Source organism: Nonomuraea sp. NPDC050383, assembly GCF_044459125.1.
GTDB lineage: Bacteria > Actinomycetota > Actinomycetes > Streptosporangiales > Streptosporangiaceae > Nonomuraea.
Map to the genome: position 1 here is coordinate 457,911 of NZ_JBITIP010000004.1, position 19,767 is coordinate 477,677.

At 73.3% G+C, this 19,767-nt stretch carries 20 protein-coding genes; 8 read left to right on the plus strand and 12 right to left on the minus strand.

Annotation, left to right across the window (positions count from 1 at the left end; all coding sequences use genetic code 11):
* Positions 1 to 20 precede the first annotated feature (20 nt).
* The 6 genes from ACIBG4_RS13455 to ACIBG4_RS13480 all read right to left on the minus strand — a co-directional run bounded on the left by ACIBG4_RS13455 (position 21) and on the right by ACIBG4_RS13480 (position 6,468).
* Positions 21 to 1,184 carry a lipid-transfer protein gene (locus ACIBG4_RS13455; RefSeq protein WP_397202132.1) on the minus strand — a complete coding sequence of 388 codons (1,164 nt, stop codon included), beginning with the start codon at positions 1,182 to 1,184 and terminating at the stop codon, positions 21 to 23.
* Between the two features lie 113 nt (positions 1,185 to 1,297).
* The gene (locus tag ACIBG4_RS13460) at positions 1,298 to 1,705 is read right to left on the minus strand and encodes a MaoC/PaaZ C-terminal domain-containing protein (RefSeq protein ID WP_310708681.1); all 408 of its coding nucleotides are present in this window, start codon (positions 1,703 to 1,705) and stop codon (positions 1,298 to 1,300) included.
* A complete protein-coding gene (locus tag ACIBG4_RS13465) occupies positions 1,705 to 2,655 on the minus strand; it encodes a bifunctional MaoC family dehydratase N-terminal/OB-fold nucleic acid binding domain-containing protein (protein WP_397202039.1) in 951 nt (316 codons plus the stop codon). Before ACIBG4_RS13465 ends, ACIBG4_RS13460 begins: the two co-directional genes overlap by 1 nt.
* The gene (locus ACIBG4_RS13470) at positions 2,652 to 3,806 is read right to left on the minus strand and encodes an acyl-CoA dehydrogenase family protein (protein ID WP_397202040.1); all 1,155 of its coding nucleotides are present in this window, start codon (positions 3,804 to 3,806) and stop codon (positions 2,652 to 2,654) included. The genes ACIBG4_RS13465 and ACIBG4_RS13470 overlap by 4 nt, the downstream gene beginning before the upstream one ends.
* A complete protein-coding gene (locus ACIBG4_RS13475) occupies positions 3,806 to 4,774 on the minus strand; it encodes an acyl-CoA dehydrogenase family protein (protein WP_397202041.1) in 969 nt (322 codons plus the stop codon). The genes ACIBG4_RS13470 and ACIBG4_RS13475 overlap by 1 nt, the downstream gene beginning before the upstream one ends.
* On the minus strand, positions 4,771 to 6,468 hold the full coding sequence (locus ACIBG4_RS13480; protein WP_397202042.1) for an AMP-binding protein: 1,698 nt from the start codon (positions 6,466 to 6,468) through the stop codon (positions 4,771 to 4,773). Before ACIBG4_RS13480 ends, ACIBG4_RS13475 begins: the two co-directional genes overlap by 4 nt.
* A gap of 188 nt (positions 6,469 to 6,656) precedes the next feature.
* Here ACIBG4_RS13480 and ACIBG4_RS13485 point away from each other — a divergent pair, with 188 nt between their 5' ends.
* Positions 6,657 to 7,370: a TetR family transcriptional regulator gene (locus ACIBG4_RS13485; protein ID WP_397202043.1), complete on the plus strand. Its 714-nt coding sequence runs from the start codon at positions 6,657 to 6,659 to the stop codon at positions 7,368 to 7,370.
* 34 nt (positions 7,371 to 7,404) lie between these two features.
* On the opposite strand, the gene ACIBG4_RS13490 is transcribed toward ACIBG4_RS13485, so the two are convergent.
* On the minus strand, positions 7,405 to 8,385 hold the full coding sequence (locus ACIBG4_RS13490) for a GlxA family transcriptional regulator (RefSeq protein WP_397202044.1): 981 nt from the start codon (positions 8,383 to 8,385) through the stop codon (positions 7,405 to 7,407).
* A gap of 77 nt (positions 8,386 to 8,462) precedes the next feature.
* On the opposite strand from ACIBG4_RS13490, the gene ACIBG4_RS13495 reads away from it, so the two are divergent.
* The 5 genes from ACIBG4_RS13495 to ACIBG4_RS13515 all read left to right on the plus strand — a co-directional run bounded on the left by ACIBG4_RS13495 (position 8,463) and on the right by ACIBG4_RS13515 (position 13,497).
* Positions 8,463 to 9,398, plus strand: coding sequence for an NADP-dependent oxidoreductase (locus tag ACIBG4_RS13495; RefSeq protein ID WP_397202133.1), 936 nt, complete (start codon positions 8,463 to 8,465; stop codon positions 9,396 to 9,398).
* 101 nt (positions 9,399 to 9,499) lie between these two features.
* Positions 9,500 to 10,501, plus strand: coding sequence for a sigma-70 family RNA polymerase sigma factor (locus ACIBG4_RS13500; RefSeq protein WP_397202045.1), 1,002 nt, complete (start codon positions 9,500 to 9,502; stop codon positions 10,499 to 10,501).
* A gap of 43 nt (positions 10,502 to 10,544) precedes the next feature.
* Complete coding sequence (locus ACIBG4_RS13505; protein ID WP_397202046.1) at positions 10,545 to 11,663, plus strand: steroid 3-ketoacyl-CoA thiolase; 1,119 nt, start codon at positions 10,545 to 10,547, stop codon at positions 11,661 to 11,663.
* Positions 11,664 to 11,771: 108 nt separating this feature from the next.
* Complete coding sequence (locus tag ACIBG4_RS13510; protein WP_397202047.1) at positions 11,772 to 12,797, plus strand: MBL fold metallo-hydrolase; 1,026 nt, start codon at positions 11,772 to 11,774, stop codon at positions 12,795 to 12,797.
* 25 nt (positions 12,798 to 12,822) lie between these two features.
* Positions 12,823 to 13,497 (plus strand): FadR/GntR family transcriptional regulator, encoded by a 675-nt coding sequence (locus tag ACIBG4_RS13515; RefSeq protein WP_310708671.1) that lies wholly within the window; start codon positions 12,823 to 12,825, stop codon positions 13,495 to 13,497.
* 13 nt (positions 13,498 to 13,510) lie between these two features.
* Here ACIBG4_RS13515 and ACIBG4_RS13520 read toward each other — a convergent pair whose 3' ends face one another.
* Positions 13,511 to 14,221 (minus strand): hypothetical protein, encoded by a 711-nt coding sequence (locus tag ACIBG4_RS13520; protein WP_397202048.1) that lies wholly within the window; start codon positions 14,219 to 14,221, stop codon positions 13,511 to 13,513.
* Positions 14,222 to 14,483: 262 nt separating this feature from the next.
* On the opposite strand from ACIBG4_RS13520, the gene ACIBG4_RS13525 reads away from it, so the two are divergent.
* Positions 14,484 to 15,482: a DNA polymerase ligase N-terminal domain-containing protein gene (locus tag ACIBG4_RS13525; RefSeq protein WP_397202049.1), complete on the plus strand. Its 999-nt coding sequence runs from the start codon at positions 14,484 to 14,486 to the stop codon at positions 15,480 to 15,482.
* Positions 15,483 to 15,634: 152 nt separating this feature from the next.
* Entirely contained in the window at positions 15,635 to 16,090 is a 456-nt protein-coding gene (locus ACIBG4_RS13530) for a GNAT family N-acetyltransferase (protein ID WP_355446461.1), read from the plus strand.
* A gap of 5 nt (positions 16,091 to 16,095) precedes the next feature.
* Here ACIBG4_RS13530 and ACIBG4_RS13535 read toward each other — a convergent pair whose 3' ends face one another.
* From ACIBG4_RS13535 to ACIBG4_RS13550, 4 genes are read right to left on the minus strand one after another with little or no spacing between them, the layout of a single operon-like run.
* The gene (locus ACIBG4_RS13535; protein ID WP_397202050.1) at positions 16,096 to 17,025 is read right to left on the minus strand and encodes an aldo/keto reductase; all 930 of its coding nucleotides are present in this window, start codon (positions 17,023 to 17,025) and stop codon (positions 16,096 to 16,098) included.
* Positions 17,022 to 17,327, minus strand: a complete 306-nt coding sequence (locus ACIBG4_RS13540) for an L-rhamnose mutarotase (RefSeq protein ID WP_355446467.1) — start codon at positions 17,325 to 17,327, stop codon at positions 17,022 to 17,024. Before ACIBG4_RS13540 ends, ACIBG4_RS13535 begins: the two co-directional genes overlap by 4 nt.
* Positions 17,327 to 18,319 (minus strand): ABC transporter permease, encoded by a 993-nt coding sequence (locus tag ACIBG4_RS13545; protein ID WP_397202051.1) that lies wholly within the window; start codon positions 18,317 to 18,319, stop codon positions 17,327 to 17,329. The genes ACIBG4_RS13540 and ACIBG4_RS13545 overlap by 1 nt, the downstream gene beginning before the upstream one ends.
* The gene (locus ACIBG4_RS13550) at positions 18,316 to 19,767 is read right to left on the minus strand and encodes a sugar ABC transporter ATP-binding protein (RefSeq protein ID WP_397202052.1); all 1,452 of its coding nucleotides are present in this window, start codon (positions 19,765 to 19,767) and stop codon (positions 18,316 to 18,318) included. Before ACIBG4_RS13550 ends, ACIBG4_RS13545 begins: the two co-directional genes overlap by 4 nt.

A 19,767-nucleotide genomic window follows, 5' to 3' on the forward strand; every position in this document is an offset into this window, starting at 1 on the left:
CCCCGGGCGGGACGGGGCGGTCAGCCGGCGGAGAGGATCAGGCCGCTGGTCGGCACGCCCGTCCCGGCCGTCACCAGGACGTGCTGCACCTCGGGCACCTGGTTGGCCGACGTGCCGCGGATCTGGCGCACGGCCTCGGCGATGCCGTTCATGCCGTGGATGTACGCCTCGCCGAGCTGGCCGCCGTGCGGGTTGACCGGGAGCCGGCCGCCCAGCTCGATGCCGCCGTCGCGCAGGAACCCGGCGGCCTCGCCCCGGCCGCAGAACCCCAGCTCCTCCAGCTGCGCGAGGACGAACGGGGTGAAGTGGTCGTACAGGATGGCGGTCTGCACGTCCTGCGGGGTGAGCCCGGAGGCCTCCCACAACTGGCGGCCGACGACGGACATCTCGGGCAGGCCGGTCATGTCGTCCCGGTAGTAGCTGGTCATCATCAGCTGCCCCTCCCCCGCCCCCTGCGCGGCGGCCGTGACCACGGCGGGAGAGCGCCGCAGGTCCCGCGCCCGCTCGGCGGAGGTGACGACCAGGGCCACCGCCCCGTCGCTCTCCTGGCAGCAGTCGAACAGCCGCAGCGGCTCCACGATCCAGCGCGACGCCTGGTGCTCCTCCAGCGTGATGGGCCGCTGGTAGAACCAGGCGGCCGGGTTCGTGGCGGCGTGACGGCGCATCGCCACCGCCACCCGGCCGAAGTCCTCGGACGTGGCGCCGTAGGCGTGCATGTACCGCCGGGCGAACATCGCCACCCACGCCGCCGGCGTCATCAGCCCGAACGGCACGTGCCAGCTCATCTCCAGCCCCTGCGACGTCGGCTGGCCGCCCAGCCGCGCGTCGGGCTGCCCGAAGCGCCGGCCCGACCGCTCGTTGAAGGCCCGGTAGCAGACGACCGTGCGGGCCATGCCGGTGGCGACGGCCATGGCGGCGTGCGCCACCGTCCCGCAGGCCGCGCCGCCGCCGTACTCGACCCGGGAGAAGAACGTCAGGTCGCCCGCCCCGATCTCCCGGGCCACGGCGATCTCCTGGTTGGTGTCCTGGGTGAAGGTCACCATCCCGTCCACCTCGGACGGGTCGAGCCCGGCGTCGTCCAGCGCCGCGAACACGGCCTCGGCGGCCAGCCGGAGCTCCGTCCGGCCGGAGTCCTTGCTGAACTCGGTGGCGCCGATGCCCGCGATGGCGGCTCGCGATCCCAACACGTACTGGCTCCTCATGGTTCTTCAGGCAAGGACCCGCGCTCGGGGAGAAGGGCGCCGTCGGGGAGGAGGGCGCTCCAGGGGAGAAGGGTGTCGTAGGGAAGCAGGGTGCCCTAGGGAAGAAGGGTGAAGGTGACGGTGGCGGTGGCGTGGTCGCCGAGGCTGACCTTGCCGCGCACCTCGACCGTGTAGTCGGACCCGTCCCGCGTGACGATCGTGCCGTTGAAGCTCAGGCGGTCGCCCGCGTACGCGGGGACGCCGAGCTTGACGTTGATGCGCCTGATGATCGCCTCGGGCCCCGTCCAGTCGGTGACGTACCGCTCGACCAGGCCCATCGTGGTCAGGATGTTGAGGAAGATGTCCTTGGAGCCCTGCGCGCGCGCACCGCCGACGTCGTGGTGGACCGGGGTGAAGTCCATGGTGGCCAGGGCGGTGGAGACGACCACCGTGGGCGTGAGGTCGATCGACAGCTCGGGCAGGACCGCGCCGATCTCGATCTGGTCTTCGGTCAGCGTCCGCATCACGACTCCCGTGGCGCCCACATAGGAAGGATCAGTTCGTCGTCCATTGCCCGATAGGTCGCGCGCAACTTCATACCGATACCCACCGCGTCAGGCGGGCAGTCCACGACATTGCCCACAATCCTCACCCCTTCCGGCAGTTCCACCACGGCCACCACGAAAGGCGTCTCCCGTCCCGGGACGGGCGGGTGGTGGTGGACGACGTAGCTGAAGACCGTGCCCTCGCCCCGGGCGACGACGTACGACCGGTTGGCCGATCGGCAGGCCGGGCAGACGGGGCCGGGCGGGTGCCGGAGCCGGCCGCAGTCGGCGCAGCTCTGGATGCGCAGCTCGCCGTCCCGCACGCCGTCCCAGAAGAACGCGGTGTCCCGGTTCCGCGCGGGTCTCAGCGGGTACGGCTCGCGCCCCGCCGGCTCCGGCCGCACGGCGGGTGGCGGGCCCTCCCGTCGCCGGTGGGGCCGGAACTTGAGCACCCGGAACATCATCTCGGTGACCGGCTCGTCCCCCTCGCCGTACCAGGTGACGTTCCACGTGGCGAAGTACCCCTCGCCGAGCGCGGTGCGCTTGGGGCCGGTCAGGCCCGAGAAGCGGGTGGCCGGCGTGAGCCGCTCGCCCACGCGCGCGTGGCGGTGGTAGGTCTGCTCGCAGTTGGTCGCCACCACGCCCGTGTAGCCCTCGGCGTCCAGCGCGGCCAGCATGTCGTCCACCGGCGAGCGGTCCTTGGAGTCGCGCCGGACGCCGGGCATCGTCCAGACCTGGGCCATCGCCGGCGGGGCGATGCCCTTGTCGAGGTACGTCCGGTTGGTGTCGCCCATCGCGTCGAGCCAGTGCCTGATCATCGGCAGGTTGACGGGGTCGGCGGCCGGGGTGCCTCGCACCTCACCCAGCGCGACCTGCTTGTCCGCGAGCGCCCGCAGCTCCGGCTCGCTCATCCGGGTGGGCCCGGTCATCGGGGCGGCCTCGGCAGGTTCAGGCCGAGCATGGCGATCAGCTCCCGCTGCACCTCGTTGACGCCGCCGCCGAAGGTCAGCACGACGGCGCCCTTGACCCCGTGGTCCACGCGTTCGAGCAGCTCGGCGGTCTCCGGGTCGGACGGGTCGCCGTACCGGGCGAGCACGTCGCCGACCAGCCGGCCGACCTCCTGCATCCGCTCCGAGCCGTAGATCTTGGTGGCGGAGGCGTCGGGCGCCCCCAGCCAGCCGAGGTCCATGTTGGCGGCCACCTGCCAGTTGAGCAGCTCGTTCGTACGGAAGTAGGCGCGCACCCGGCCGAGCGCCCGGCGTACGTCCGGCTCGCCGGCCAGCCCCGTACGGCGCGCCCAGGCCAGGAACCGGTCGTAGGTCTGGCCGAGGTTGCCGGCCGGGCCCAGCGTGACCCGCTCGTGGTTGAGCTGGTTGACGATGAGGTCCCAGCCCTTGTCCACCTCGCCGACGACCATGTCCACCGGGACGCGGACGTCGGAGTAGTACGTGGCGTTGGTGTGGTGGCGGCCGTCCATGGTGACGATCGGCGTCCACGAGTAACCCGGGTCGGCCGTGGAGGCGATCATCATGGTGATGCCCTTGTGCTTCTTCGCCTCGGGGTTCGTGCGGGCGGCCAGCCAGATGTACTGCGCGTAGTGGGCGCCGCTGGTGAAGATCTTCTGGCCGTTGACGACGTAGTGGTCGCCGTCGAGGACCGCGGTGGTGCGCAGCGAGGCCAGGTCCGTGCCCGCCTCGGGCTCGCTGTAGCCGATGGCGAAGTGGCACTCCCCGGCCAGGATGCGGGGCAGGAAGAACTCCTTCTGCTCGGGCGTGCCGTACTGCATCAGCGTGGGCCCGACGGTCTGCAGCGTGATGATCGGGTACGGCACGCCGGAGCGGGCGATCTCGTTGGCGAAGATCTGCTGCTCGACGGGGCCGAAGCCGCCTCCGCCGTACTCCTTCGGCCAGCCGAGGCCGAGCTTGCCGTCGCGGCCGAGGCGGCGGCAGTGCTCCATGTACGTCTCGCCGAACGGGTCGTCGGCGATCTTGCGGCGTTCGTCGTCGGTGAGACAGTGACGGAAGTACTCGCGCAGCTCGTCGCGGAGCCCGCGCTGGTCCGGGGTCAGGTCGATGAGCATCAGGCGAGCGCTCCGATCAGGTCGAGCTGGGCGTCCTGGCCGCCGAGCAGGAACGACAGGTGCTTGGCTTGGGCGAAGTAGCGGTGCAGCGGGTAGGTCACGTCGAGGCCGAGGCCGCCGTGCAGGTGCTGGCAGGTGTAGAGCGCCCTGAACGCCTCGCCGACGTGGAAGGCGGCCAGCGCCACGTCCTCCTCGGCCGGCAGGCCCTCGCCCAGCCGCCAGACGGCCGACCACATGGCCACGTCCAGCGCCCGCCCGGCGATGTAGACGTCGGCGATCTGCATGGTCACGGCCTGGAACTGCGCCAGCGCCCGGTCGAACTGCCGGCGCGTCCTGATGTAGCCGGTGGTCAGCTCCAGCGCCCCGGCGAGCACGCCGCTCGCCTGGGCGGCCACGGCGGCGGTGAGGGCGTGCCGCAGGCCGTCCACGGCCTCTGGCCCGGCGACCCGCTCCGCGGGGGTCCGGTCGAGGACGACGGTGGCGGCGGGCTCCCCGGTGGAGGCGAACTCGGGCCTCGACTCGGGCTCCGACACCAGGAACACGCCTGCGTCGGCGGTGACCAGGACGTCGGACTCCAGGTACGGGACGCCGGTCTTCCGGCCGGTCAGCACCCAGCCGTCGCCGGTCCGGTCCGCGGTGGTCGCGGGCGGGTCGGCCGGGGCCCGGCCGGGCTCCCTGAGCGCGATGGTGGCGGAGCGCTCCTGCTGGGGGCGGGTGCCGTGCCGGCTGAGGAACAGCGAGGCGGCCAGGGCCGGCAACGCGGGCACCGACGCGGCGCGGGCACCGACCTCGCGCAGCACCACGGCCATCTCGACGGGGCCGAGCCCCGCGCCACCGGCCTCCTCGGGCAGGCAGACGCCGAGCAGCCCGGCCTCGCGCAGCCGCCGCCCGGGTTCGTCCTTCGTGAGCAGCTCGGCGGTCAGCTCGCGCAGGTCGCGCTGGGTCTCGTCCAGGCCGAAGTCCATCATTCCTCCCGTAGGTGTGCCAGTAGGTGTGCGCGGCCGTTCCTGGCGAAGTCGTCCTCGATGGCCTTGACGTCGTCCTCCTCCAGCCGCCGCCACCCGTCCCGGGCGGGAGACGGCCCGGGGGGACGCCACCAGACGGGGTCGGCCGTGCGCCAGGCGTCGCGGGCGAGCAGGCGCTTGACGACCTTGTGCGAAGCGGTCTGCGGCAGAGCCGGCGCGATGCGGACGTAGCGGGGCACGGCCTTGCGGCCGACGTCGGGCCGGGCGGCGAGGAAGGAGGCGAACGCGGCCGGGGAGAACGGTTCGGCCATGACCAGCGCCGCCATGGGCTGGTCGCCGGCCGCCGCGTCGGGCACCGGGTACACCGCCGCCTCCACCACGCCGGGGAACTCCCGCAGGGCCGCCTCGATCGGGGCCACCGCCAGGTTCTCACCGTCCACGCGCAGCCGCTCGGTGCCGCGGCCGGCGAAGAACACGTGGCCGCGCGCGTCGGCGTAGGCGAGGTCACCCGACCAGAACGCGCCGTCGCGCAGCCGCTCGGCGTCCGCCTCGGGGTCGTCGTAGTAGCCGTCGAACAGGCCGGCGCCGGCCACGTTGACCAGCTCGCCGATGGCCTCGTCCGGGTTGAGCAGCCGGCCGTCCTCGACGCGCGCCGGGGGGCAGCGGGCGCCGGTGAACGGGTCGCGGATCTCGACGTCGTCCGGCAGCCGGCCGAGCGACCCCGGCGGGGCGGCCGGGTCCGGGGTGAGGGAGATCGCGGTCTCCGTGGACCCGAACGCGTCGATCACCCGGCAGCCGAACCGCTCGCCGAAGCGCCTGGTCGCCGTGGCGCTGCCCTCGTTGCCGAAGGCCAGGCGGAGCGGGTTGCCGGCGTCGTCGGGGCGGTCCGGGGTGGCGAGGACGTACGACAGGGCCTTGCCGACGTAGTGCAGGTACGTGCAGCCGTACCGCCTGACGTCGGGCAGCAGGCCGGAGGCCGAGAACCTGCGCCGCAACGCCAGCGCGGCGCCCGAGGCGACGGCCGGGGCGTAGGCGGCCATGAGGGCGCCGGAGTGGAACAGCGGCATCGAGCAGTAGACGACGTCGTCAGGGGTGAGCAGGGCGCCCAGGCTGCGGCCGGGCACGGCGAGCTTGCGCTGGGTGATCCGCACGGCCCGGGGACGCCCGGAGGTGCCGGAGGTGAAGATCAGCATCACCAGGTCGCCGGGCCCGGGCCCCGCCACCTCCGCGGGCGCGGTCACCTCCGCTGAGGCGGTCGGCTCCGTCGGGGCGGAGTCGGCCGCGAGCGCCGCGAAGGGGGCGCGGGGCACGCCGAGGTCGCGGGCCAGCCGGGTGGCGGACTCCTCGTACGGCTCGTCGTACAGGAGCAGGGCGACGTGGGTCGCCGCGGCGTCGCGGGACAGCTCGGCGGGCGAGCGCGTGGGGTTCAGCGCGACCACCACGGACCCGCCCAGGGCGGCTGCGCCCACGAGGAACAGCAGCTCGGGCACGTTGTCGCAGAGCACGCCGACGTGCGGCCGGCCGGCGGCGCGGGCCGCGCGCCAGGAGGGGACGGTACGGGTGCCGAGCCAGCCGGCGGCGGCCCGGCAGGCCGCCACATGCTCACGCCAGGACCACTCCCGGCCCTCGAAGAGCAGGCCGGGACGGTCGTCGCCGGCCCGTGCCAGGAGCAGGGCGGCGAGCGTGTCCGCGGGCATCGCGCCTCCAACAAGCGCTCGGTCAAACGATCCGCAAACTAGAACAGATTCTAGTATTTGTCCAGCGCCCGCACACCCCCAGAAGTCCCGATATATGCGTGCAACGCCGTGGACATGGGCCTATACAGGGTTCTTTGTGACTCGTCAGTAACAAGCCGTGCCAGGAAGAAATCAGATAACGTGTTCTTATGCGTACTCCGCACGCGGCCGTCACCGCGCCCTCCGTCGACACCGAGGGGACCATGGTGAGCCATCCCACGCCTGGCGGGCCCACTGCCGAGGGACAGGGCGCCGATGGACAGGGCGCCGGCGGGCAGGGTGCCGGTGGGCACAGTGTCCGCACGCGCAGCCAGCACCAGCGCCGCAAGCGGATCGTCCAGGCCGCCGCCGCCCTCGCCTCGCGCGGCGGCGTCGAGGCCATGCAGATGCGCACCGTCGCCGAGCGGGCCGGCGTCGCGCTCGGCACCCTGTACCGCTACTTCCCGTCCAAGATGGATCTGGTCGTCGCGGTGGTCGGCGAGGAGATCGACCTGCTGGAGAGCAGCATCGAGCGCCGCCCGCCGAGCGCGTCGACCCCGGCGGGGCGGGCCGTGGACGTGCTGATGCGCGCCACGCGCGGCCTCATGCGCGAGCCGGAGCTGGCCGACGCGCTGATCCGCTCACTCATCCTGGCCGAGGTCGAGACGCCGTTCGGCGACCGCATGACCGGCCTGCTGCTGCGGGTCTCGGCCGCGGGGCTGACCCGCGACGAGGCCACCGAGGAGCAGGTCGCCCTGGCCGGCTCGCTGTCCAGCATCTGGGTCCAGGAGCTGCTGGAGATGCTGCGCGGCCGGCGCACCTACGACCAGATCCAGCGCCGCATCGAGATCGCCGCCGACCGCCTCCTCACCGGCATCGCCTGATCCGCCCGACGTGAGCGGCCGGGCCCAACGGGGCTCAGGCCCGCGCCGGCTCCTCGCGTGTGGCGCGGAACGTGCGGCGGTAGGCGTGCGGCGAGACGCCCAGCGCGGCGTGCAGATGCCGGCGGAACGACGCCGCCGTGCCGAAGCCCGCGCGGTCCGCCACCCCGTCCATCGGCAGGTCGCTCGTCTCCAGCAGGCGGCGGGCCAGCTCGATCCGTTGCCGCGTGAGCCACTGCCCCGGGCTCGTCCCCACCTCCTCACGGAAGCGCCGGGTGAACGTGCGCCTGCTCATGCCCGCGTGCCGGGCCAGGTCGGCGAGCTGAAGAGGCTCGCCGAGACGGCTCAGCGCCCACGCCCGGGTCGGCGCCGTGCCGGCGGTGGACGGCTCCGGCACCGGGTGCTCGATGTACTGCGCCTGGCCGCCGTCGCGCCAGGGCGGGACGACGCAGCTGCGCGCCACCTGGTTGGCCACCTCGCTGCCGTGGTCGCGGCGCAGCAGGTGCAGGCAGAGGTCCACGCCGGAGGACGCGCCGGCGGAGGTGAGCACGTCGCCGTCGTCCACGAACAGCACCCCGGCGTCCATCCGCACCCGCGGGAAGGTCGCGGCGAAGCGCTCGGCGTGCTTCCAGTGGGTGGTGGCCGGGCGGTCGTCCAGCAGCCCGGCGGCGGCCAGGACGAAGGTGGCCACGCAGATCGACACCGTTCGCGCGCCGGGCCGTACCCGGGAGAGGGCTTCGAGCAGGCCGGGCGGCAGGTCGTCCGGGCCCGTGACGGCCGAGTGGGAGGACGCGGCGGGCAGCACGACGGTGTCGGCCGTCGCGAGCGCGTCCGCGTCGTGCGCGGCGGCGATGGAGAAGTCGGCGGCCGTGCGCACCGGGCCGCCGTCGAGCGTGCAGGTCAGCACCTCGTAGAGCGGCTCGCCGGCCGGGCCGCGGGCCGTGGCGAAAATCCTCGACGGGATGCTCAGCTCGAACGGGATGACGCCGTCGAGCGCCAGGACGGCCACACGATGCATGGCCCGATCTTTGCACACCTTGACCTCCGGGCCACTCGCGACCGGAGGCAGCCCGGCAGCAGGCTGGACCCATGAAGATGCGAGCGATCAGCCAGGACGCCCTGGGCGGGCCCGAGGTGCTGAAGTCGGTGGAGCTGGACCGGCCGGAGCCCCGGCCCACGGAGGTGCTGGTACGGGTGCACGCGGCCGGGGTCAACCCGGCCGACTGGAAGACGCGGGCATCGGGCGGACATCTCGGGTCACCGCCGTTCGTGCTGGGCTGGGACGTCTCGGGCGTGGTCGAGGCCGTGGGGCTGGGGACCACGATCCACAAGCCGGGCGACGAAGTGTTCGGGATGCTGCCGTACCCGTTCGGCAACGGCGCCTACGCCGAGTACGTGACCGCGCCCGCGCGGACGTTCGCCCGCAAGCCCGCGGCCGTCGACCACACGGGGGCCGCCGCGATTCCGCTGGCCGGGCTGACGGCCTGGCAGGCGCTGGTCGACACCGCCGGGACCCGCTCCGGCGACCGGGTGCTCGTGCACGCGGCGGCGGGCGGCGTCGGGCACTTCGCCGTGCAGATCGCCAAGGCGCGCGGCGCGTACGTGATCGGCACGGCCGGCGCCGCCAAGCACGAGTTCCTGCGCGGCCTGGGGGCCGACGAGCTCATCGACTACCGGAGCGAGGACTTCGCCGAGGTGGCGCGGGACGTGGACGTGGTCGTCGACACGATCGGCGGCGAGTACGGCCCGCGGTCGCTGCGGACCCTGCGGCGGGGCGGCGTGATCGTCTCGCTCACGCTGACGCTGCTGGACCCGGGACTGCACGCGGCCGCCGCCGAGCGGGGCGTCCGCTCGGAGGCCATGCTGGTGGAGCCGGACCACGCGGCGCTGCGGGCCCTCGCGGCGCTGGTCGACGCCGGTCGGCTACGGCCCGAGATCGCGGCCGTCATGCCCCTGGCCGACGTGGCCAAGGCCCACGAGCTGGGCGAGTCGGGACGCACCACCGGGAAGATCGTCCTCACGGTCGCGTGACGGCCGCCGGTATGGACCCGCGAGGTCCCGGCGGCTCATCGCGGGTCGTTCCCGTGGACCTGTGCCCGGATTCTGTCGGTGACGGGGCGTATACAGGGGGAATGAGCGACAGGCCATCGACGGAAGACTTCCTCAGGCTGGCCGACCCCATGCGCCGGGAGCTGCTCGCGCACTGCTATCGCATGACGGGATCGGTGCACGACGCCGAGGACCTCGTCCAGGAGACCTACCTGCGCGCCTGGCGCGCCTACGACGGGTTCGAGGGGCGCTCGTCCCTGCGCACCTGGCTCTACCGCATCGCCACCACCGTCTGCCTGACCGCGCTGGAGAGCCGAGGGCGCCGGCCGCTGCCCACGGGGCTGGGCGCGCCCAGCTCGGAGCCGGCCGCGCCGCTGACCCAGCGGCCGGAGGTGCCGTGGCTGGAGCCGGTCCCCGACGGCATGGTGGGGGCCGGCGCCGACGACCCGGCCGCGATCGTGACCTCGCGCGAGAGCATCCGGCTCGCGCTCATCGCGGCTCTGCAGCACCTGCCGCCCCGGCAGCGGGCCATCCTGGTGCTGCGCGACGTGCTGCGGTGGCGGGCCGCCGAGGTGGCCGAGGCGCTGGAGACCACGACGGCCGCCGTCAACAGCGGCCTGCAACGGGCCCGGGCGCAGCTCAACGACGTGTCGCCGAGCCTCGACGACCCCGCGCCGCCGCTGCCCCACGAGCAGCGGGCGCGGCTCGACCGCTACGTGGCGGCGTTCGAGAGCTACGACGTGGCGGCGATCGTGGAGCTGTTCACCGAGGACGCGGTCTGGGAGATGCCGCCCTACACCGGCTGGTACCAGGGGGCGGAGCAGATCGGACGGCTCATCGCGGTCAACTGCCCGGCCCAGCGGCCGGGCGACCTGCGGCTGGTGCCGATCGCGGCCAACGGCCAGCCGTCCTTCGCGGTCTACTTCCGCCAGGGTGACACCTATCACGCGTTCTCGTTGATGGTGCTGACGCTCGCCGCCGAAGGAATCCGCCACGTGGGGATGTTCTTCGACGTCGGGCTCTTCGACCCGTTCGGGCTTCCGCCCTCGTTGCCCGCCCCGGAGCAGGCTTCCGCCGGAAAGTAGAACGAGTTACAGTCTGCTCCGGAGCATCGTTCTGGAGGCGACTGTGGGCACACCTGTGATCGTCGAGGCCGTCCGCACCCCCATCGGCAAGCGCGACGGCTGGCTGTCCGGGCTCAAGCCGCAGCAGCTGCTCGCCGCCGCCCTCACCGGGCTGGTCGAGCGCTCCGGCATCGACCCGGCCGCCGTCGGCCAGGTCTTCGCCGGTTGCGTGACCCAGGCGGGCGAGCAGGGCGGCCACGTGGGGCGCTACTCCTGGCTGTACGCGGGCCTGCCGTACCAGACGGGGGTCACCACGGTCGACGCGCAGTGCGGGTCGTCGCAGCAGGCCGTGCACCTCGCGGCGGCGATGATCAGGGCCGGCGTCATCGAGGTGGGCGTGGGGTGCGGCGTCGAGGTCATGAGCCGCGCGCCGCTGGGCAGCAACGTGCTGCCCGCCAAGCCGCGGCCCGACGACTGGAGCATCGACCTGCCGGGCCAGTTCACCGCCGCCGAGCGCATCGCCGCGCGGCGTGGGCTGACCCGGGAGCGGCTCGACTGGCTGGGGGCGCGCTCGCAGCAGCTCGCGGCCAAGGCGTGGGCCGACGGCCGGTTCGAGCGGGAGCTCGTGCCGGTCGGCGACGTCCGCAGGGACCAGGGGCTGCGCGAGACCACCACCGAGAGCCTGGCCCGGCTCAAGCCGATCCTCGGCGAGGAGGCCCTGCACACCGCCGGCACCTCGTCGCAGATCTCCGACGGGGCCGCCGCGGTGCTGGTGATGAGCGAGGAGGCGGCCCGCGCGCACGGTCTGCGCCCGAGGGCTCGCATCCTCGCCCAGGCGCTGGTGGGCGCGGAGCCGTACTACCACCTCGACGGGCCGGTGGAGGCGACCGCGAAGGCCCTGGCCATGGCCGGGATGTCGATCGGCGACATCGACCGGTTCGAGGTCAACGAGGCGTTCGCCGCGGTCGTGCTGTCGTGGGCGAGCGTCCACGAGCCGGACTTCGACCGCGTCAACGTCAACGGCGGCGCCATCGCGCTCGGCCACCCGGTGGGCGCCACCGGGGCCCGGCTGCTCACCACGGCGCTGCACGAGCTGGAGCGCTCGGACTCGTCCACGGCCCTGGTGTCGATGTGCGCGGGCGGCGCCCTGGCCACGGCCACCATCCTCGAACGCGTGACCTGACGCCGGGCGCGCCGCTCCGTGTCGCGTCAGGTACAAGAGAGACCTTTCCGTCCCCCGTTCCGTCCGCCACACTCGTTCCACGCTCACGCAAGACCGGGGGATCAGCCCATGAGAAGCACCCGCCGCAGGCCGTACGCCGAGCAGCGCCCGCAGGACCTCGGCGGCGGGGTGTGGAGCGTGCCGGTGCCGATCCCCGGCAACCCGCTCGGCTACACCCTCGTCTACGCGATCGAGTCGCCCCAGGGCCCGGTCCTGGTCGACGCGGGATGGAACCACCCCGACGCGTGGAAGGCGCTGAGCGGCGGGCTCGCCACGCTGGGCATGGACGTGGCCACGGTACGCGGCGTGGTGGTCACGCACTTCCACCCCGACCACGCCGGCCTGGCCGGCCGGGTGCGGGAGGAGTCGGGCGGCTGGATCGCGATGCACGAGGCGGACGCGGCGCTGGTCAGGCTGATCCGCGGAGCCGGCGACGGTGAGCAGCAGGCGTTCCAGGCGGACATGCTCAAGCGGGCCGGAGCCGACGCGGGCGACCTGGAGGCGGTCGCCGCCGAGCGCCCGCTGCCGCCGGCGCAGCCGGACCGGGAGCTGGCCGACGGCGAGCTGATCGACCTGCCGGGCCGCAAGCTGCGGGCCGTCCACACGCCCGGCCACACCCCGGGCCACATCTGCCTGCACCTGGAGGACGCGAACCGGCTGTTCACCGGCGACCACGTCCTGCCCGACATCACCCCGCACATCGGCATCTACCCCTACGACCGTGACGACGTGGACCCGCTGGGCGACTTCCTGGCCTCGCTGGACCGGGTGGGCGAGCTGGGGCTCGTGGACGCCCTCCCCGCACATGAATGGATATTTCCGGATGTGGCGGCGCGAGCGGCCGAGATCCGCCACCATCACGAGGACAAGCTCGCCCGGCTGGCCACGTCGCTGGCCGAGCGCGCGGAGCCGCTGACCATCTGGGAGACCGCCGCGATGATGACCTGGAACCGTCCGTGGGACGCCCTGGGGCCCATGCTGAGGGGCATGGCCGCCGGTGAGGCCGCGGCGCATCTCCGGACGCTGGAGGCCCGGGGCTCCATCAGGCGCGTCCAAGGAGTCGATGCGGTCCGCTTCCAGGCCATAGAATCCTAGACATCCGATGTCTAGGGAGAAAAGCGTGGCGGTCACCGACGCGGCCATCGACAAGATCAAGCAGATGATCCTCTCCGGCGAGCTCACCCCCGGGGACCGGCTTCCCAAGGAGGCCGACCTCGCCGAACGGCTCGGCCTGTCACGCAACTCGCTGCGCGAAGCCGTCCGCGCCCTCGCCCTGATCAACGTCCTGGACGTACGGCAGGGCGACGGCACGTACGTCACCAGCCTGGAGCCCAGGCTGCTGCTCGACACCATGTCGTTCGTGCTCGACCTGCACCGGGACGACACCGTCCTGCAGTTCTTCGAGGTACGCCGCATTCTGGAGCCGGCCGCCACCGCGATGGCCACCAAGCTCATGACCGACGACGAGATCGACGAGCTGCGGGTGATCCTGGAGTCGCTGCCCGCCGAGCCGACCGTCGAGGAGCTGGTGGCCAACGACCTGGAGTTCCACCAGCGCATCGCGCAGGGGTCGGGCAACACGGTGCTCTGCTCGTTCATCGAGAGCCTGTCCGGGCCGACCACCCGGGCGCGCATCTGGCGCGGACTTACCCAGGAGGGCGCGATGGAGAAGACCCGCGAGCAGCACACCGCGATCTACGAGGCCATCGCCGCCCGCCAGGCCGACGTGGCCCGCTCCTGGGCCACGGTGCACGTGGCGGGCGTCGAGTCCTGGCTCCGCAAGGCCCTGGACTGACCTTCCCGCCCGGCTACCCGCTGGGCGGACGGCCGGTGAGGCGCCAGAACTGGCGCTTGTTCTCCTCGCGTACCGCGACGCCCAGCCGGGCCAGCTCCAGCCGGAGCTGCTCCGCGTCCTCGCCGTCGCCTTTCTCCAGCGCGCGGGCGCGGGCCCTGAGGTAGGCGTGGGCGGCGTCGGTCAGGTCCGGGAGGCCGTCGGCCCAGCGCCGGAACTCCTCCCGGTGCGGGTCGCCCTCCCGCCAGGGATAGCCGTGGGCCTGGAAGGCGGCGGCCAGCGGGCCCGGCCGGGGCAGGTCGCCGCCCAGCCGTACCAGCTCCTCGGTGTCGTGGCCGAGCAGCACGAGCTGCTTGGCGTCGAGGAACACCGCGGCGATCGACCCGCGCGGCACCTCCCGCCGGGAACCGCGGTGGGCGACGGCCACCTGCCGGTCGTCCACGACGACCTTCACGGTGTACTCGTCGGCGAGCACGGCCAGCACCAGCCCCGCGACGGCGCCGAGGACCACCGCCCCGATCGTGAACGACGTCGGCGGGATCGACCCGACCAGCCGCAGCGGCCCCTCGAACGGGGTCCACGGCAGCGACGCGGCCCACCCGGCGACGTACCGCAGGAGCCAGCCCGCCCCGGCGCCCAGCAACGGGGCCGCGACCCAGATGAGGACGCGCTCCCCCAGGGCGGGCAGGGCCGTCGCGTCCGGCGGGGACGGGGCTCCGGAGGGCATGGGCGGGCTCCTTGTCGGTCACGTCGGGCTCCGCAGCAACCGTAACCGCGACCGGCGGGCCGCCCTTCATCCGAAAGTATCGGCCGTGCGCGACTTTGGTCGTCAGCGGCGGCCCGTCACACGCTCGCGCGGCGGCCCGTGCCGGTGCTTGCCGTACGAGGCGGTGCCGGCCGTGCGGGACCGTGCCGGCCGTGCGGGACCGTGCCGCCGGTTCCGACGGTGCGGACCGTGCGGGCGGGCGTGCCGGGGGTAGGAGAACCATGTGGCCGACAAACTCGAGCGATACCGGAGCAAACGCGACCCTCGCCGTACCCCCGAGCCCGTCCCCGCCGAGCCTGCCACCCGCGACCCCTCGTCCGGCCTCGACGGCTCCGACGGCGCCCGGAAGCCCGGCGGCGCCGCGTACGTGATCCAGGAGCACCACGCCCGCTCCCTGCACTGGGACCTGCGGCTGGAGCGCGACGGCGTGCTCGCCTCGTGGGCCGTGCCGAAGGGCCTGCCGGCCGACCCCGCCGTCAACCACCTGGCCGTCCACACCGAGGACCACCCGATGGAGTACCTCACCTTCCACGGCGAGATCCCGGCGGGCGAGTACGGCGGCGGCACGATGACGATCTGGGACCGGGGCACGTACGAGACGGAGAAGTGGTCGGATCGCGAGGTCAAGGTGGTGCTGCGCGGGTCCCGAGCCTCGGGACGGTTCGTGCTGTTCCAGACGAACGGCAAGAACTGGATGATCCACCGGATGGACCCGCCGGCGCGCGACCCGTTCCCGCCGCTGGAGCCGATGCTGCCGATCGAGCGCGCCCGGCCGCCGCGCGACGAGGAGGCGTACGCGTTCGAGTTCGCATGGGGCGGCCGGCGGGTGCTGGTGCCGATCGACGGCGGCCGGACGGACGCCGCGCGGGAGCACCCGTGGCTGCGGCCCCTCGCCGCCTCGTTCGGCAGCCGCAGCGCGGTCCTGGACGGTGAGGTCGTCACGCTGGGCGGCGCGGAGGTCCTGGTCTGCTACGACCTGCTGTACGACGACGGCCGCTCGCTGGTGGCCGAGCCGTTCACGGTTCGCCGCGCGGCCCTGGAGGCGCTCGGGCTGTCGGCGGCGCGCTGGCAGACGGCCCCGTCGTGGCCGGGCCAGGCGGCACCGGTCCGCCGGGCCGCCCGCGAGCAGGGCCTGCCGGGCGTCGTCGCCAAACGCCTCGACGCCCCGTACGAGCCGGGGCCGTCCAGGGCATGGCTCCTCATCCCCTCCGCCAAGCCGTAGCAAGGGGCGACCAACGCGTCAGGATCATGGCGGCCGACGTGTCAGCTATCGTGCGACCACCATGCCATACGGCTGTGTCATCCTGGGAAATACCGGATGCGGGCGATGCCGGTGAGCGCGCTGTGGGAGATCGGATAGGCCATACTCGTCGAGTGCTCATATCGGATATATCCCCGCATGACGACCCCTTCGGCCAGGAGCTGCTGGACCTGCAGCACGCCGCGTACGCCGTGGAGGCGCGGCTCATCGGCGACGACCGGATCCCGCCTCTGCACGAGACCCTGGACGCGCTGCGCGCCGAGCCGCTGACCTGGCTGGGCGCGTTCGACGAGGACGGGCGGTTGGCGGGCGCCGTGGCGTGGGAGGAGACGCCGGACGAGGTGGACGTCAACCGGCTGATCGTGCACCCCGGCGCCCACCGGCGAGGCATCGGCCGCGCGCTGGTCGAGGAGGTCGTGGCGCGGGCGGCCGGCCGCCGGGTGGTCGTGTCCACCGGCCGCGACAACGTCCCCGCCCGGACCCTGTACGAGCGGCTGGGGTTCGAGGGGCGGGGTGAGCGCGAGGTGATCCCGGGGCTGTGGATCGCCAGCTACGCCCTCACCGCCTGACCGACTCAAGAGGCAGGGGGCAGCAGGCCCTCCGCCTCCAGCTCCGACCACAGATCCTCCGGCACCGGACGGTCCCACAGGGCGGCGTTGGCGTGAACCTCCTCCGGGGAGCGGGCGCCGAGCACGATCGAGGCCACCGCCGGGTGCCGCAGCGGGAAGGCCATCGCCGTCTGAGGGAGCGGCACGCCGTACGACTCGCAGACCCTGGCGACGCGGCGGGCGCGGTCGAGGACGGCGGGCGGCGCCGGGGCGTAGTCGAAGGTGCCCGAGGGTCGCGCGGTGGCCAGCAGGCCGCTGTTGAACACCCCCGCCGCGAGCACCCGCACGCCGCGTTTCGCGCACGCCTCCAGCAGCGGCAGCCCCGACTGGTCGAGCAGGGTGTAGCGGCCGGCCAGCATGACCACGTCGACGCCGGTCTCCTCCACGAACCGCAGCGGCGCCCGCCACTGGTTCATGCCGACCCCGACGGCCTTGACCACGCCCTGGTCGCGCAGCTCGGCCAGCGCCGGGTAGGCGTGGGCCAGCGCCTCCTCCATGTGGTCGTCCGGGTCGTGGATGAGCGCGATGTCCACGGCCGGCAGGCCCAGCCGTTCCAGGGACTCCTCCAGCGAGCGGCGGACGCCGTCGCGCGAGAAGTCCCAGACCCGGACGTGGTCGGCGGGAACGTCGAAGCCCTGATCGTCGTGCCCGTCCCGGCCGGACGGCACCAGCAGGCGGCCGACCTTGGTGGACAGCACGTACCCGGTACGGCCGGCGAGCGCGGCCCCGAGGCGGCGCTCCGACAGGCCGAGCCCGTAGTGCGGGGCCGTGTCGAACAGCCGGACCCCACTGTCCCAGGCGGCGTCGACCGTGGCGCGGGCCTGCTCCTCGCTCACCGCCTCGTACAGCCCCGCGATCGGCGCCGCGCCGAACCCGTGGCGCGGTAACGCGATCATGTCATCTCCCATACCAGTGAGAGCCCGCCGGAGCCCTTGTCGAAGTCTCCGTCGAGCAGCCGGTTCATCCTGGCCTGCCACGCCTGGTCGGCGGGGTGGTCGCGGAGGGCGGCCTGCAGGGCGGCGTAGTCCTCGACCTCCACGAAGTGGAACAGGTCCAGGCCGTCGCGGTAGATGCGCCACGACCGCACCCCGTGCTCGCGCATGGCCTGCTCCAGCTCGGCCGGGATCTCGGCGTGCTCCCGGTCGTAGATCTCCTCGCAGCCCGGTCTGAGCCGGGTGCGCAGAGCGAGCCGTTCCATCAGTCCTGCGCCTTTCCGCCCGCGATGCGGCTGATGATGAGCGCGATCAGGATGATCCCGCCGTACACGACCGGCTGCCAGAAGCCGGAGACGCCCTTGAGCGTGAGGATGTTCTGCACCAGGCCGATCACGAGGACGCCGGTCAGCGCGCCGAGGATCGTGCCCTTGCCGCCGTCCATGCTCACGCCGCCGATGACCGCCGCCGCGAACACCATGAAGATCCAGCCGACGCCCTGGTTGGAACCGATCGCGCCGAGGCGGCCCGTCTCCAGCACGCCGGCGAGCGCCGCGAGCGTGCCGCCGAGGATGAACACGCCCCACAGCACCCGGTCCACGCGGATGCCGGCGGCCCGGGCGGCGTCGATGTTGCCGCCGATGGCGTACAGGGAGCGGCCGATCCGGAAGTAGGCGAGCCCGGCGATGCCGGCCGCGAACAGCACCCCGGCGATCCAGATGGCCGCCGGCAGGCCGAGCCAGACGGCGCTGCCCAGGTAGAGGATCGAGTCGGGGAGCTCGAAGAGCGTCTTGCCCTCGGTCGGGCCGAGCTGGAGCCCGTGCACGATGATCAGCATGGCCAGCGTCACGATGAACGCGGACAGCTGGAACTTGACGATCAGCCAGCCGTTGAACGCCCCGATGGCCGCTCCGACCAGCAGGCAGAGCGGGATGACCAGGCCGCCGGGCAGGCCCAGGCCGAACCCGCCGGCCGAGGCCGGGATCACCAGCATGACCGCGATCGCGGGTGCCATGCCGACCGTCGACTCCAGCGACAGGTCGAACTTGCCGGCGATCAGGATCATGGCTTCGGCCAGCACCAGCAGGGAGATCGCCGCCTGTTGCTGGAGCACGTTCGTCAGGTTGCCGCTCGTCAGGAACGTCGGGTCCAGGAACGCGCCCACGACGAGCAGGATGAGGATCACCGGGACCAGGGTCAGGTCCCGGAGCCGGGCGAGCCGGACCCGGGGGGTCGGCGACGCGGTCAGTGTCGTCACTGTTCAATGCCTTCCATCACGGCCACGAGCTCGTGGTCGGTCCACCCACGCGGCACGTCCTTCACGACCCTGCCGTGGAACATCACCAGCACCCGATCGCAGACGCGCAGGTCGTCGAGGTCGTCGGAGACGAGCACGGCTCCCGCGCCCCGCTCGACCGCGTCCTCGACGGCGCCGAGCAGGGCCTGCTTGGCCTTGACGTCGACGCCGGCCGTCGGGTTGATCACTACCAGCGCGGACGGCTCGTCGACCAGCGCCCGCGCGAACACCACCTTCTGGGCGTTGCCGCCGGACAGGTCGCCGACGGGCTGCTCGGGTCCTTCGGTCTTGATGTCCAGGTCGCCGATGAGCTGTACGGCCCGGGCCCGCTGCCTGGACGGGGAGATCGTGCCGAGGCGGCCGAGCTTGCGGGCGACGGGGATGGTGGCGTTCTCGGCCACCGACAGCAGCGGCACGAACCCCTCGTGGTGTCGGTCCTCGGGGACGAAGCCGAGCCCGGCGCGCAGCGCGGACGGCACGTCGCCGGGGCGGACCCGGACGCCGTTGACCGTGACCGTGCCGGTGTCGGGGCGGCGCAGGCCGACGAGGGTCTCGGCGAGCCCGACCTTGCCGCTGCTGGCCGAGCCGGCCAGGCCGACGACCTCGCCGGACCGGACGGCGAGGTCCACGTCCCGGTAACGGCCGCCGAGCGACAGGCCCTCCCCCGCGAGCACGACGCGGTCGCCGGCCGTGCGGGCACGCGCCTCGTAGGCGACCGTGGCCTCGCCGGTCATGGCGCCCACCAGCTCGTCGTGGGGGAACCCGGCGACGGGCCGGGTGACGATGTGCCGGGCGTCGCGGAAGACCGTGACGCTCTGGCAGATCTCGTACACCTCGTCGAGATGGTGCGAGATGTACATCATCGTGACGCCCTGCTCGCGCAGCGCCCGCATGCGGGTGAACAGCCGGTCGATGGCCGGGCCGTCGAGGCGGGCGGTCGGCTCGTCCAGGATGATGAACCGGGCGCCGAACGACAGCGCGCGGGCGATCTCGACGAGCTGGCGCTGCTCGACGCTCAGGTCGCCGGCCAGCGCCTGGACGTCGACGTCCACCTCGTACGTGTCGAGCAGCTCGCGGGCCCTGGCCCGCAGCGCCCGCCACCTGATCATCCCGCTGTCGGTCTGGCGGTTGAGGAACAGGTTCTCGGCCACGGTGAGGGCGGGGATGATCGTGGACTTCTGGTAGACGCAGGCGACGCGCCGCCGCCACGCGTCGCGGTCGGCGAGGGCCGGCGCGGGCTCCCCCGCGAACAGCACCTCGCCCTCGTCCGCCGGCTGCAGGCCGGTGAGGATCGACACCAGCGTGGACTTGCCCGCGCCGTTCCGGCCGACGAGGGCGTGCGTCTCGCCCTCGGCGATCGCGATGCTCGCGCCGTTCAGCGCCACGGTCGGCCCGAAGCGCTTCACCAC

Coding starts and splice junctions, on each gene's coding strand:
- ACIBG4_RS13490 (WP_397202044.1), bottom strand. CDS start 8,385: ATGCATCGTGTGGCCGTCCTGGCGCTCGACGGCGTCATCCCGTTCGAG.
- ACIBG4_RS13495 (WP_397202133.1), top strand. CDS start 8,463: ATGCGAGCGATCAGCCAGGACGCCCTGGGCGGGCCCGAGGTGCTGAAG.
- ACIBG4_RS13460 (WP_310708681.1), bottom strand. CDS start 1,705: ATGCGGACGCTGACCGAAGACCAGATCGAGATCGGCGCGGTCCTGCCC.
- ACIBG4_RS13520 (WP_397202048.1), bottom strand. CDS start 14,221: ATGCCCTCCGGAGCCCCGTCCCCGCCGGACGCGACGGCCCTGCCCGCC.
- ACIBG4_RS13475 (WP_397202041.1), bottom strand. CDS start 4,774: ATGATGGACTTCGGCCTGGACGAGACCCAGCGCGACCTGCGCGAGCTG.
- ACIBG4_RS13510 (WP_397202047.1), top strand. CDS start 11,772: ATGAGAAGCACCCGCCGCAGGCCGTACGCCGAGCAGCGCCCGCAGGAC.
- ACIBG4_RS13485 (WP_397202043.1), top strand. CDS start 6,657: ATGCGTACTCCGCACGCGGCCGTCACCGCGCCCTCCGTCGACACCGAG.
- ACIBG4_RS13480 (WP_397202042.1), bottom strand. CDS start 6,468: ATGCCCGCGGACACGCTCGCCGCCCTGCTCCTGGCACGGGCCGGCGAC.
- ACIBG4_RS13540 (WP_355446467.1), bottom strand. CDS start 17,327: ATGGAACGGCTCGCTCTGCGCACCCGGCTCAGACCGGGCTGCGAGGAG.
- ACIBG4_RS13535 (WP_397202050.1), bottom strand. CDS start 17,025: ATGATCGCGTTACCGCGCCACGGGTTCGGCGCGGCGCCGATCGCGGGG.
- ACIBG4_RS13500 (WP_397202045.1), top strand. CDS start 9,500: ATGAGCGACAGGCCATCGACGGAAGACTTCCTCAGGCTGGCCGACCCC.
- ACIBG4_RS13465 (WP_397202039.1), bottom strand. CDS start 2,655: ATGACCGGGCCCACCCGGATGAGCGAGCCGGAGCTGCGGGCGCTCGCG.
- ACIBG4_RS13470 (WP_397202040.1), bottom strand. CDS start 3,806: ATGCTCATCGACCTGACCCCGGACCAGCGCGGGCTCCGCGACGAGCTG.